This window comes from Burkholderia sp. AU32262 (assembly GCF_020419985.1).
In the GTDB taxonomy this organism is placed as follows: Bacteria; Pseudomonadota; Gammaproteobacteria; order Burkholderiales; family Burkholderiaceae; genus Burkholderia; species Burkholderia semiarida.
Window position 1 is genome coordinate 83,031 of the sequence record NZ_JAIZRS010000003.1, and the last position, 13,092, is coordinate 96,122.

The 13,092-nt window shown below is 66.1% G+C and carries 9 protein-coding genes; all 9 read right to left on the reverse strand.

Annotation, left to right across the window (positions count from 1 at the left end; translation table 11 throughout):
* Positions 1 to 34 precede the first annotated feature (34 nt).
* The 9 genes from terL to LGN10_RS03915 are packed head-to-tail and all read right to left on the reverse strand — an operon-like array spanning position 35 to position 13,045.
* Positions 35 to 1,678, reverse strand: a complete 1,644-nt coding sequence (terL, locus tag LGN10_RS03875) for a phage terminase large subunit (RefSeq protein ID WP_226221865.1) — start codon at positions 1,676 to 1,678, stop codon at positions 35 to 37.
* Positions 1,665 to 2,051 (reverse strand): hypothetical protein, encoded by a 387-nt coding sequence (locus tag LGN10_RS03880; protein WP_226221866.1) that lies wholly within the window; start codon positions 2,049 to 2,051, stop codon positions 1,665 to 1,667. The genes terL and LGN10_RS03880 overlap by 14 nt, the downstream gene beginning before the upstream one ends.
* Complete coding sequence (locus tag LGN10_RS03885) at positions 2,051 to 4,648, reverse strand: hypothetical protein (protein WP_226221867.1); 2,598 nt, start codon at positions 4,646 to 4,648, stop codon at positions 2,051 to 2,053. Before LGN10_RS03885 ends, LGN10_RS03880 begins: the two co-directional genes overlap by 1 nt.
* 3 nt (positions 4,649 to 4,651) lie before the next feature.
* Positions 4,652 to 6,973, reverse strand: a complete 2,322-nt coding sequence (locus LGN10_RS03890) for a lytic transglycosylase domain-containing protein (protein WP_226221868.1) — start codon at positions 6,971 to 6,973, stop codon at positions 4,652 to 4,654.
* 1 nt (position 6,974) lies between these two features.
* Complete coding sequence (locus LGN10_RS03895; RefSeq protein ID WP_226221869.1) at positions 6,975 to 9,071, reverse strand: hypothetical protein; 2,097 nt, start codon at positions 9,069 to 9,071, stop codon at positions 6,975 to 6,977.
* A 12-nt stretch (positions 9,072 to 9,083) separates the two neighbouring features.
* The gene (locus LGN10_RS03900) at positions 9,084 to 9,584 is read right to left on the reverse strand and encodes a hypothetical protein (RefSeq protein WP_226221870.1); all 501 of its coding nucleotides are present in this window, start codon (positions 9,582 to 9,584) and stop codon (positions 9,084 to 9,086) included.
* Positions 9,577 to 10,029, reverse strand: coding sequence for a GNAT family N-acetyltransferase (locus LGN10_RS03905; protein WP_226221871.1), 453 nt, complete (start codon positions 10,027 to 10,029; stop codon positions 9,577 to 9,579). The genes LGN10_RS03900 and LGN10_RS03905 overlap by 8 nt, the downstream gene beginning before the upstream one ends.
* 4 nt (positions 10,030 to 10,033) lie before the next feature.
* On the reverse strand, positions 10,034 to 12,439 hold the full coding sequence (locus LGN10_RS03910; protein ID WP_226221872.1) for a hypothetical protein: 2,406 nt from the start codon (positions 12,437 to 12,439) through the stop codon (positions 10,034 to 10,036).
* A gap of 3 nt (positions 12,440 to 12,442) precedes the next feature.
* On the reverse strand, positions 12,443 to 13,045 hold the full coding sequence (locus LGN10_RS03915; RefSeq protein WP_226221874.1) for a hypothetical protein: 603 nt from the start codon (positions 13,043 to 13,045) through the stop codon (positions 12,443 to 12,445).
* Positions 13,046 to 13,092 lie beyond the last annotated feature (47 nt).

Here is a 13,092-nt window from a genome sequence, read left to right on the forward strand (position 1 = left end):
TGCGGCCTCCGGTGGGCGCGCCGCGTGAGCGGCGCTACATTTCGAGCGTCACCTCATGGACGCCTGCTGATGGACGCCAATCGTGCCCCTCTGCCGCTGTCGGATTCCCGACTAACCGTCCGATGCGGACCGGAGTTTCGAGGATTGCTGACGCTCCGGAATCGATGTAATCGTCCGGCTGATGCTTGACCATCGGATTGAACGACTGCATCTGGTCCCACACGGGCCCGTCGAGCACGTCGACGTGCGCCCACAACACGCCGGATTTGAGCGGCGGCTCGATGCCCGCGAGTATCTTTTCGTTCTTGTTCACGGTCGCGGTGCGCTCGACGACACCGCATACCAGATGCCGCTGCCGCAGGGCTTTGCGCAGCAGCTGCGGCACGAAGGAACCGACACCGTTAGTTTCGACGTAGATCTGCGGGATGGCGAAGCGCTCGACCAGATCGCAGACCTGCATCACCTGGCCGCCGACGATCTTCGAATTCTCCCCGCTCGAAAATTCTGCGAACTCGCCCAGCATCGCCTGCGCCACGTGCCAGTAGTAGTTACCGGCCGCATCGTCGAGCAGCAGGGAAAACGCCGAGTCGTCGCTCCCGACCTTGCCCGTGGCGCAGTCCCAGTACGCTCGCGCGCTCACGATCCGCGTGCCGCCGAGCATCATGCGCATTTCGCGGTTCGCGCGCTCGACGATCGGGTGCACGTCGTACGGCTTCAACTTGGCTGGGTCGAGCCGGACCTCGGTCAGCGGCTTCGCCTCGAGCTGGTACTGCGAGTCCCAGTAGTTCAGCGTTCGGCACTTCTTCCGCCGCTTCTCGATGTCGTCGCGCGTGAAGCGCTCGGGCCACGCGCAGTGCGCGTAGATATCGATCACCGTGCCCGGCGGCCGCGCAAACACGATCTCGTTCCCGTCGACGCGGTAGTCGACGCCATCGCGCAGCAGCCGCGCATGCTTGAAGATTCCGGCCATCACGTACAGGCCGTCGTCGCCCGGCGTGAAGTCGAAGCGGTACCGCGTCTCGGATGACGTGTCCTCGTATCGCACGCCGGCCTCGAACAGCGGGATCTTCAGCGACGCGGCGCCGGCCGCGATTAGCTCGGGATAGATCGAGTCGTGCGTGTGCGGCGTGCCGATGTACGTCTCTTGGCCGCCGGGCACGAGGATGAAGGTCGCCTCCTGAATCTTCAGGCGCAGATTCTCGCGCGCCTCCGGCGTGCGGATGTTCTTCGGCACCTCTACGTCGTCGTAATCGATGCTGTCCGCACGCGCAGACGTCACGTTCTGATCGACGCCGACGGCCGTCATGCTGGCGTTACGCGGGTCGTTCGCGCCGTTCACCCAGAACATCTGCGCGCCGGGCTTCGTCGGCAGGATGCCGGCGCAGAGCGGATGCCGGCGCAGCACGTTGATCACGTCGCGGGTGAGCTTCTTCGACAGCGGTCCGTCGGCCGACCAGATCAGCGAGCGCAGATTCGGATTGCAGTACAGGCACCATGCCTTGAACACCGCGTAGATGGTCGACTTCGCTGCGCCGCGGAACACCTGCAGTACGCGCATGGGATCGTCGCAGGTTTCCAGCCAATGGCAAACCCGGACGTGCAGCAGGGGAACCTTCCAGCCCTGCTGCTTCGCCCACATCAGGAAGAACGCGAGGAACCCGACTTTACGATTTTCCATGCGCGCGCTTGTCGAACTCGGCCTTTCGCGCTCGCTGCTGCACCTGGTCGAGCAGCCGCTCGGCTTCCTTCTCGGCGGCCGCGACCTCCGCGTCGAGCTCGTCCTCGGTCTCGCTCACGGCTCCCGATGCCGCGCCTTCGCCGCCCTTGCTCGCGAGCTGGATGACGCTGACCAGCGAGTGCACGCGGCCGATCAGCATCACCGTCGCGGCCGCGTTCTTCTTCGACCAGTAGCGGTCGCCGCGCGTCGCCTTGTCCATCGTGGCGAGCGCGATGCCCGTGCCCGGCCAGCTGTCCGGGTCCGCCTCGTCGAGAAACACATCGGTCAGCTTCTCCGACAGCGCCTGAAGGCGCTCGTATTGATCCTGCCGCATCATCCCCCCTGAAACGCGTTGCCGAGATCGGGTGCACGCTGCGGCGCGCTCGTGCCCGGCTCCCAGAAGTAGTCATTGTGGTATTGCTGGCGCGACTTCGCCACGTTGCGCGACGTCACGCCGGGCGACAGGTTCTCAGCGATGTTGTCCCAGATCAGCCGATTCCACACCGTTTTCCAGAACCACAGGTTCACGAGCGGCATATTCGACTGCGCGACCTTCAGCAGGTCCGCACCGACGTGCGTTTCCTTCCCCTGCGCGGCGTCCTGAACGTTCGTCGACAGCGCGCGCAGCGGCTGGAACAGTGTCGACAGCACCGGTCCACCAACCGCGCTGCTCAACAGCGATCCGTAGTCGGCGCTTTGGAACGCGGCAGTGAGCATGTCGCCTGCAAAGCCTGCGCCGCCGCCGACCGAGAATGCTCTGGTCCAGAAGCCGGCCGCGTGCTTCACGTCGTCGGCCATCGGCTCCGGGTCTTTCCCGGCGATCAGGTTCTTGATCTGCGTCGAGAGCGCGCCAATCAGCGTCGTGCTCACGACGAGCGCCGCCGCGTACGCCATCGGGCTCGCGAGCGTTGGCGCGCCCTCGACGCGATAGTCACCCGAGCGCCGCATTTCGCCGATGCGCCCCCAATGCCGCGAGATCATCGCGAGCGGGAACGATTTGAATTGCATGAACGTCTTCTGCAGCTCGCCCTGCCACGTGCCGGGTGTCGCCGCGGCGAGCACCTTCGTGCGTAGGTCAGGGTTCAGCACAGCGAATTCGCCTTCGTCACGGATCATGCCGAGCAGCTTCGGCACGACGTCGGCTGCCCGCGCGTCGCCGGTTCCGTAGAGCGCGTCTGGCGTCAGGTACTTCGCGCCGTTGTACTCGCCCGGCGTGGCGCGGTTCACGAGCGCCCAGTCGTCGGCGGTAATGCCCGAGCGCGTCAGCGAACGGCGATCCCACTCGGTGAGCTTGCCCCATTCCGTTCCGCCGATCTCGGCGAGGCCGCGCATCATCTGCGCCTGAAATGCCGTGCGCAGCGCGTCTGTCCAGCCGGTGACGCCGCCGAGCTTCATCGTCTGCGCCGACAGCCATTTCGCCCACGTCGTGGCCAGATTGTCGGTGCCCCACCGATTGAGCCCATGCTCGAGCGTTTCGGCGATCAGCCCCTGAGACGTGAGCCAGCTGCGGTAATCCTTCGAGCCCGGCGCCATCAGCCGCGTGGCGGTGCCGAGCGTCTTGAAGAACGGCACGCGGTTGTATCCCGCCGTGACGAACATCGTGCCGACGTCGCCAAGCGCAGCGAGGATCGTGCCCTGCAGCTTGATCGCGCTGACGGTCGTGCGCAGCGTCTCGAAGCGCCGCGCGAGCGCCGGATTGACCGGTGTGTTGGTCGCCCCAGTGACGTAGTTCCAGTACGCGCCGACCGACGTCATGCCGCCTTCTAGCGTGCGCATTTCGGTGTTGTCGTGCAGCGCCGTCAGCTGCATCTGCGTGCGCATGTTGCGCGTCGGGTTCGGGCCGTAGCGCTCGACGAGCGCGATATTCTTCGACATGCCGCCGACGTGGTCGATCAGCGCGTTCAGCAGCGAGCCCTCGCCGTACGCGCGGTTGTACTCGATGTGCGCGTCGGCGTTCTGGAAGTGCAGCACGCGATGCTGCGATCCGGCGTTAGCGCGCGCAGCGCCGCCAGTCGTCTCGCCCGGCACAATCTTGTTGACGCCGCCGTACGCGATCGTGTCCCAGACGCCTTGCTTGCGAGGCTCTACGCCCATGCCGCGCGCGGCGATGTTACGCGCCTCCCACGACTCACGATCCTCGCCGGTGAGCACGCGGCGCAGCGCGGCGTCGTCGAGTGGATTCCCGGCGTCGTCCAGATATTGCGACCGGTCGAGGCGCGGCAGCACAAAGTCGGCCCATGCGTGGCGTGCGGCGTCCGAGCCGTTGCCGAGGATCTTCGCCTGCGAGTGGCGGATCGGCACGTAGCCATAGTCGAGCTGGCCGACGTTTCCGCCCGCTCGGTTGAAGCGCTCGCGCATCGCGTTCGACGTGCCGCTGATCTGCTCTGCCGCCGCCTTCGCTACCTCGTTCCCGGTCGAGCCGTCGGCGCCGCGGTAAATCTCGCGGATGATGTCACGCTCCATCGCCGGATTGTCGACGTCGAACGCGCGCGCGAGGAAGTTCTGCCCGTGCTTCATGGCCTCGATCGCGTCCATCGTCTGACGCATGTAGTCGGCCTTGATGCCGCCGGCCAACTCGTACGTGCGTTCGATGTCCGATTTCACTGCCTTCTCGCGTGCGCGCTTCGCGTGTGCGCGCTCGGGATCTGCATACAGAGCTTCCTGAATCCGGTCGGTCGTCTCGATCTGCTTGGCGATCTGCAGCTGCTTGCGGGCCCTGTCGAGGTTCGCCTCGCCTTCGAGCTGCTGTCGGGCCCAGTCGGCGCCGGCCTGCACACGCTCGGCCTCGGTCATCGAGCGCCACGCGGCCGGGTCTTGCCGCGACACTGCGCGCATGCCAGCGCGCACACGGTTCTCGATACCGTCGAGCTCGGCTTTCGTCAGATCGCGGCCGGCCGCCTGAGCGACTGCCGCTGCGCATTTTGCATGCATGGATTACCCCATCGTCCTGATGAAACAGTTCGCCGCCACCTCGAACAGCTTGGCGTCGGCCATAGTCGCGGCGTGCTCGGCGTCGATCGTGTCGAGCGCGTCATGCAGCGAGCCGCGGAACTCGCCAGCTGTCGCATCGAATTCGACCTGAGCGTCCGGCGTCGCCGCCGCGGCTTCGCGCAGGTTCGACTCGACGGCAGACGTCGGCCGCGCGGCCCCTCCCTCGCCGTTCACGGGCGCTGCAACGTCGGCGCTCGCCGGCGCGCGCGCGGCGGTTGCAGCGTTACTTGGCGAAATCGACGGCGTCTGCTCGGCGGCCGTCACCGTCACATCGGCATTGCGCTGCACCGCTTCAGAGCGGCGCACGGCCGGCGCGCGGTCTGCCTCCCGCTGCGCACGCGCGATGCTGGACACGAAATCAGCGATCGCCGTGCGGCGTGTAGCCGGCGCGTCGATGCTGGCGCGTGCGGTACGCATCTGCTCGATCTGCGAGTCGAGCGTCGGCAGTTGCTCGCTCGCGCGCTGCGCTTCGGCGTTCTGGCGAATCATTCCCTCGAGCCGCGCAACCTGCGCCTCGTGGTCGGCCTGCGCGGCGTCGACGCGCCGCTGCGCTTCGGCCGCAGCAGCCTTGTACTTCGCGCCTTGGTCCTGCAGCTGGCGAGTCAGTTCCTTGACGCTCTCGGGGGACGTGTCCGGCGCGTTGGCGCGCAACTGGTCGAGTTCCGCGCGCGCCTGCGCGATGGAGCCAGGGTCAGCCAGATTCGCGGCCGTCGACGCGAGATCGCCGCGGTACGACTCGGCGTCCGAGATCAGTCCTTCGAGCGCGTTCGCGCGCGTGACGTCGTCGGGCGTGAAGTAGCGCGAGACGTCTGGATAGCTGCCGTCGTCCATCTGGCGTGCGGCCAGCTCGAATGCATCCTGGTGTGCAGCCATGCCGTTCACGTCATCCGGCGTACCAAACACGTACGCATCGTCGACGATGCGCTGACCGCGCGCCATCAGCGCGGCGTCGATCTCCTGCGGGGAAGGGTTGAAGTGGAGATCGTCGCCGACGCGGGTCGCGAGGTATTCGTTCACGCGGTCTATATACGCGGCCGTCTCGGCGGCCGGCGGCCGCTCGCCGCGGAGCACCGCGGCGGCCTGCCGAGGGCCGCCGTTGTAGTCGGCGATCATCGCCTGCACGTTGCCGCCGTACTGGTCCTGCGTGGCCTTCAGGTAGCGCGCCATGCCGTCGATCGACTGCAGCGGGTCTTTCGGGTCGGTCACGCCGAACTTCTTCAGGTTCTCCGGCATCATCTGCGCGACGCCGGCCGCACCCTTCGGCGACACCTGGTTCGAATTCGAGCGCTCGCCGGCATGGATCAGCGCCATCATCAGACCGGGCGGAACGCCCTCACGCTGCGCCGCGGACGTGATATACGACGAAAGGATCGGCGAGTCGTACGGAAGCGCCTTGCGCACGCCTACGTCGAGGCTTTGCAGCGGCGTGGCCGGATCAGCGGCGCGCGCCGCGCGCGCATTCATCGCCATGCCGCCCACGTGCATACCGCCGAAGAAGCCAGCCATGAGCGTCGACGCGGCGATGTTCGTCGGGTCGAGCGGGTCGATCTGGTCCGCGAGATGATCGTACCCGGCGTTCTTCAGGATTGCCTTCTCGGCGGCGCTCTGTCCGATCGCCATACCGGGACCGCCAACCGCGACAAGCCCGATCGTACGTGCGATCGTGGAACCGCCGGCAGGAAGCACCGCGCCGGCCGCGCCGAGCGCGCCCTCGACGGCGCCGACTGCCGTTCGCGTGCCGACGTCGACGCCTTCGCGCTTCAGTTCTTCCGCGCGGCCGAGGCCGATCGATGTGCCGCCCACCGCCGCGCCTGCCACCGGGCCGCCGAGCACCGCCGCCGGCACGATCTGAACAAGGCCGCTGACGGCGCCCTGCACGATCTGGTCGGTGGTCGTCGTGTTCTGCGGGTCGGGACGCAGCATGTCCGACAGGCTGTAGAGGCGCTGGCCGGCCGCCGACGTGAACAGCGTGCCGGCGCGCTGCTTCTTGAACGTCTCGCCGAGCCGCCGGTCGGTTTCCTCCTGTAGTTGCGGATTGAGCAGCGATTCGGTCGGATCGGTCAGCATCTGGCTCGCGCCGGCCGTCAGGTCAGCGGCCGCGCCGGCGAGCCGCGCAGCACCCTGCACGGCGCCGAGGCTGACGGCCTGACCGATCGAGCCGAGGCCGGTCGACGGCTGCGGCTTCGGCTCGGGCGGTAGCTGCACATTGCCCTGCCCGGACAGGTAGGCGCTCGTCGTGTCTTCGTAGAGGGGATCGATTGGCATGTCAGCGTTTCGGTACGGGCTTCGTGAGGTGGATGAGCAGCGGTGCGCCGGTCGCATCAGTCACCGGCCGCGCTCCGGTCAGCACCGTGTAGGTGCCGCCAATACCGACGCGCTGCAGCCGATAGCTCGCGAACTGCTGCATGAACTGATCGACCGGGATTTTCGTGCCGTTGGCGAGCACGCTATCGACTGGGCGGCCGCCGGGCTGGTTCTCGATGTTGCCGACCGATGCCTGCTTGACGCCGCCGTCGAAATCGTCGTCCGACCATCCCCAGGGCTTCGCGGCCATGTACCGATTGCCGCGCGGGTCGATGCCTCCCGTTTTCGAGAGGCCCCCGGTCGCCACATTGACGCCCGTCAGAATATCGGTGGAGTTCGGTACGTCGCGTCCGGCCCGGCGTGCGCTCGCCACCGCGGCGAAATACGCCGTCTCGCGAGCGTCGTTCAGCTGCTGCGGAGGTAGCGCGTCGCCGATCTGCTTCGCAATCGTGGCCTGCAGCCCCGTCGCAGCGGCGGCGTCGACCTTCACGAGCTTGTTCGTCAGCGCGTCCTGCCCATCGAGGATGTACTGCGCCACCGGCATGCCGCTTTGCATCATCAGCGGGCCGCCGGATGGATCGGCCGCACCAGCCTTCATCGCGAGCGCCGCGGCCGGGCTCTTGTCCTTCCATTGCTCGGCCAGATCGTTGATGCGCGCGGCGTTCCCCATCGAGCGCCCGAGCAGCGCAAGCGCCTGCGCCTTCGTGTCGGTCGGAAGCGAATCGACCGTCTGCAGCACGCTGCGCGCCTCATCGGGCGTCAACAGCGATACGCGGCGGCCGGCCTTGTCCTCGACAACCGGCGCGAGCTGCGCGCGCGCGGCGAGCGATGACGCGAGCTGCGTGACGCCCGATGTATCAATCGGCGGCACGCCAGGAATCGCGCCGCGTTCGAGCGCTGCATTCCACGGGTCGCGCTTATACGCTTCGTCCGTCGCGGTCAGGATCTGCTTCTGCTGCTTGATCGCTGCAGCCTCGATCGGGTCGGTGCCAGCCTGATTCTGCCGCCCTTCATTCGCCTGCACCGCGGCGCGCATCTGCGGAACCGACAGCGTCGAGAAGCCGGCGCCGGCAGCCGCGCGCGCGATCAGTTCCTGCGTCTGACCTTCGAGCGTCGTGCCGCGCGTCGCGGACGTCAGCTGCTGGACGTATTCCGGGCTGAACCGCTTTCCCTGCGTCATCAGGTCGGTGCCTTGGTTGAACGCCGTCACCGCCTCGCGCTCGCGCGCCTGCTGCTCGCTGTTCATCTGGTTCTCGAGCGCGAGGCGATTCGATACGACGGTCGACAGCACCTGATTGCGCTTGTTCGCATCGAGCTTGCCAGCGTAATAGCCGTCCGGCGACGTGAGATCCTTCTCGAGCTGCGTCAGCGCGGCGAGGTCGCCCGTGCCGCGCGCCGCGATCGCCGCCGATTGCGCGTGCGCCGCGTATTGGCTGTCCGCCCAGTCCTGCGCAACCTGCGCCGCGCGCGGCTGCGGGATGCCGGCAGACGCCGCCGCAGTGAGGTATGCCTGCTTCGTGCTAGCGACGGTGCCGTCGATGCTGGCCGGGTTCGTCGCGATGCTCTTGCCTGCGGTGTCGAGCAGCGCCGCCACGTTCGTCGCGATCAGTTGCTGCGTGTTCTTCGTCAACGCCTCCTGCATCCCGAGCGTCACGGTGCGATCGAGCCCGGCCGACTGAACGGTCGCGATGTTCTTGTAGTGGCCGCCGGGCAGCGCGCCGATCGTCGAATCGAACGACTGCTTCTGTGCATCCGCGAGCTGCTTCTCGTAGGTCGGCTGATCGATCGCGCCGCTCGCGAGCTGCTCATTTGCGGTTTTCATCGCCGACTGCACATTCGTCGCGTGCGACTGGTACGCTACCGCGGCGTTCGTGCGCGCGAGATCTTCGTCGAGCTTCTGCTTCTGTTGGAAAAGGCCGGCCGCGATCTGCGTGCCGGCATCGCCGATGCCCTGCAGAGCGCGCCCTGTTGCCGCGCCGAACGCGTTCGGATCAGCCTGAACGGCCGGCCCCGGCTGCGCAACTGCGCTTGCCGGGTCGCCGAGTGGGATTCGTGCCATGTGCCCTCCGGATTACGAACTGGCGAGAGACTTCCAACCGGTGATGAACTTTGACGCGCCGGAAAGGACCGAGCCGAGCGCGTTCATGCCGCCGGCGCGCTGCTGCTGTTGGCCGGCCGCCAGCGTCATCTGAGCCTGACCGCGCATCGCCGTCGCCTTCGTGTCGGCGCTCAGGATGCTGTTCAGCGCGTCCGTCTCGGTGTTCTGTCCGATGCGCTGCCGCACGTCGTTTGCCGTGCCGGTGCCGACATTCACGCCCGACGCCGAAAGCGCAGCCGTGGCCTGCCCGACGGTCGATGCGCCCTGCTCTCGGATGCGCTTCGCTTGCTGGTATCCGGCCGCCTGCGTCTGGTCGGCCTGCATCAACTCCTGCTGCGCGTTGAACTGCGCGGCTTGCTGCGCGGCAGTGCCTTGCTGCTCGGCGCCGCTCGCCGAAGTCAGAACAGATGTCACCGCCGGCAGCATCTTCGCGCCAGTCGTCACAGCTCCCATGATCGTCATCGGATCACACATGTGGCACCTCGAAAGTGATAGAGGCCTCGACGAGGCCGAGCGTTTTGTAGAAGCGTGCCGTTTGCTCGATGTGCACGCCAGTCGAAATCCCGAGGAACACGTCGATCGCGCCGCGCTCGCAGGCCCACTGCCGATAGGTGCGAACGAAGCGCGCGGCGATCATGCCGCCGCGGTGTGCTGGATCGATGAATAGGCCAAAGTCGCAGGCGATCTTGTCCTCGGACATCCAGTGCTCCATCACCGTCGCAGCCATGACGCCGATCGGCGCACCGCCGCGCTCGGCGAGCATCAGGAATCCGTCTGGACTTTCGATCAGGCGCTCGAACAGCGCCGTGAGTTTCGCGCACGAGAACCGATAGCGTCGGTAGCGCGGCGACTCGGCCGCCATGATGGAACCGAGTTTGACGAGTGCAGGCACGTCATGAAGGGTTGCGTTGCGGATCATGGTGTCAGCCCGAATTGACGGTGAATTGGCGGATCATCGCGAGCACGTACCAGTCGTACGGCTGGTCCTGCGAGATCGTGATTTCGGACATCGAGTCCCACCCGAATTCCGTGATGTCCTTGTCGCCGCTGAACGGCGTCGGCGCCTTGTTGAGCACGTCCGTGCCGAACTCGCGGAATGCGATCGGCTGGCCATTGACCAAGCACCGGATCGATTCGAGGAAGCGCAGGATGATCTTTCCGCTGCGTTGCTGGTTGCCCTGCGACGTGCCGAGGCCGCCGGAGATATTCGGCGTGAGCGTGACGATAGTGCTGTCGTAGTGCAGCCCGACCTCGATCGCCTTCGCCGCGCGCGGCAGCGTGATCTGGCCTCCGGTGACGGTGAATTGCCCCATGAAGACGCCGTCGGCCTTCACGTCGCACTTCTTCCCGTTCAATGCCGCGAGCCCGGTCCATGTTGCGCCGCCGATGTCGCTCGTGCCAACGATCGCTGAATCGGTCTGCAGCGTCGAGTCCATGCGCTCGACATACTGCACCGTCGTGCCGTTGATCGTGCGCTGCACGAGCGCAAATAGGATGTCGCCATCGTCTCCCGGGATGCAGCAGACCGACTTGAAAAGCCCATCCGTCGTGTGCCGGGCGAAGCCGATCACGTTCTCATCGCGGTCGTAGGTCATGCTCACAAGCACGCCGTCCGCGCGCACCAACCAGACGACGGGCGTCGGCTCAGCCTGGAAAGCCGTGTCGACGATACCCGGGCCCGTGATGTGCGCGGCGAGCCGCGTGAGGTTCACTGAGCGGAACGAATCGGTATTGAAGTCGTACGCCATCGAGCGCAACTTCTTCGATGCTCGCTGCGTGTACACCATTTCGTTGCCAACGCGCACGGGCCGCGGCTGCGCAGCGCCATAGATTGACTGGCTTTGCACGTTGATGTTCGTCGGCGTGATCGCGGACCCGGAACCACCGTTGATCGTGAATTCTTCGCCCTGCGTCAGCACCGTGAGGATGCGTGATGATGCAAGGTGCACGACCTGGTTGACCTGATCGGACGCGACGTCATATGAGAACGAATCGGCGTCGTTCGTGCCCGGCGTGTAATCGTAGTAAAGGCCCGTGCCACTGGCCCACACGCGCTGTGGGAAGCCGCTCGAACCGGCTGCGTACAGACGCTGCTGGAAGATGCTGATCGCTCGGGGATAGCCGTCGACGTCGTTCCACATCGCCGACTTGAGAGCCCAACTGTCGGCCGGCGCTGTGATCGTCGCGGAAAGCGCGCGCACGATGATGCCGTACGCCTTGATACCAGCACCGTCCCAACCACTCAGCCGCACGAGGCCGCCATTGATCTCGACGTAGCTGCCGACGTCAGCTGCACGCCAGGCGGTACCCACGCCGAAGTGATAGACGGTGCCGAGCTTGCCGCCGACCAGAAGCGTGCCATTGAACGTGAAGATGATGTTCACGCTGCTCGGAACGCCAGTCACGACGTATTGCCCGTCGAGCCCCGCCGACTCGAAGCCGGAAAGCACGACCGTGTCGCCCGTATTCAGGTTGTGTGGGGCCTGCATCGTGACGGTCATCGTCGTGCCGGTGAGCGACACCGACTGCACGCCGAGCGGCGGACCATCTGCCGTCAGCGTGATGGCGCCGTTCACGGGATTCGCGGCCGACGGCGTGATCGCAACCTTGGGCGACTGGTCGACGCGCCACGCGTTTGCCGCGTACGTCGTCGAATCGAACGACGCCTTGATCAGGGCCGTCGCGTTCGTGGCGCTCGCCACACCGACGATCTCGGCCACGCCCGGGCCGGCCGCGATATTGCGACCGACATCGCTCGCGATCAGGCCGCCAGCTGCGGAGAACACGTCCACTGTCGCGCCGGCTGCCGTGCCTGACAGCGTCAACGTCCCGTTGATGCGCTTGCCGATCTCATCAATCGGGCCCGGATCGAACGGCGCTTCGCTGATCGTCCATGCCGTTTGCAGGATGCGCACGAGGCGTTTGATCGGCGTCGACGGGTGCGCGATGAACATCGTGTCGCTGCCCTGCGCATATTCGATCTCGAACACCTGATCGGCGGTCCACGGCGTGGCAACCTCGATCGGTGTGCCGCTCTGCTGAATCTGGCCGTCCTTCGTGTAGAACCGCACGTACTGATTGCCCATTTCGAGCACATACGCCTGCGACTTGCTGAACACGAACGGGACGAGACGCGTCGTGCCCGTCGACTTGCTCGGTGCGATCTGCCGCGTCCCGAAGCGCCGACGAGCGCCGCCCTCGATCTGCGGAATCGCGTTCAGCATCGTGCGCACGCCGTTCGCGTATCGGTCGAGATCGATGTGGCCGCCGAGCGGCGGCGACAGCTCGCCCGCGTTGAAATTCGACTGGATAGTGGTGATCTTCGCCATGTCTTACCGCCCCGGCGCGCGACCCGGCGGGGTCGTGTAGCTCGACAGACGCGACTCGAGCAGCGGGAAATCGCCGATCGTCTCGGTATCGTCGTCCTGCCCGTTGATCGCTTTCGCCTGCTTCAGGAACGCGGCGAACTCGGCTTGCGCCGTCTGCGCCATCGCCGCCGACTGTGTGATCGGATAAGCGATCACGGCCTTCATCGCCTTCGTGACGACGTCGACCAGCGTCGACTCCCACGTCGCCTCGTTCTCATTCCGGAAGATATAGACGATCGGCAGCACGTCGACGTAGGCGAGGATGCGCTGCCCCTCGGCCGCGTAGTCAAGCGGGCAGCGCCGGCTGCCGATCTGGATCGTGCGCAGCCAGTCGGACGGCAGCTGGAATTGGTACGGGTAGTCGAATATCGGAGCATCTGCGAGCGGCGCGAGCACTGTGCGCTTCGTGCATGAGTTCCACGGATGCGTGCGCAGCATTGCATCGCGCACTTCGGGATAAAGGTTCGAACACACCATTGCGCGCCGCGCGTGGTCGTCGAACGATGCGATCGGATTGTCGCCGAGCTGCAGCAACGCATTGGAACAGATCGAAACGCTACTGGTCATGGTCGCCTCAAACAAAAATGCCGAGAGCAAGCGCCCCCGGCATACCT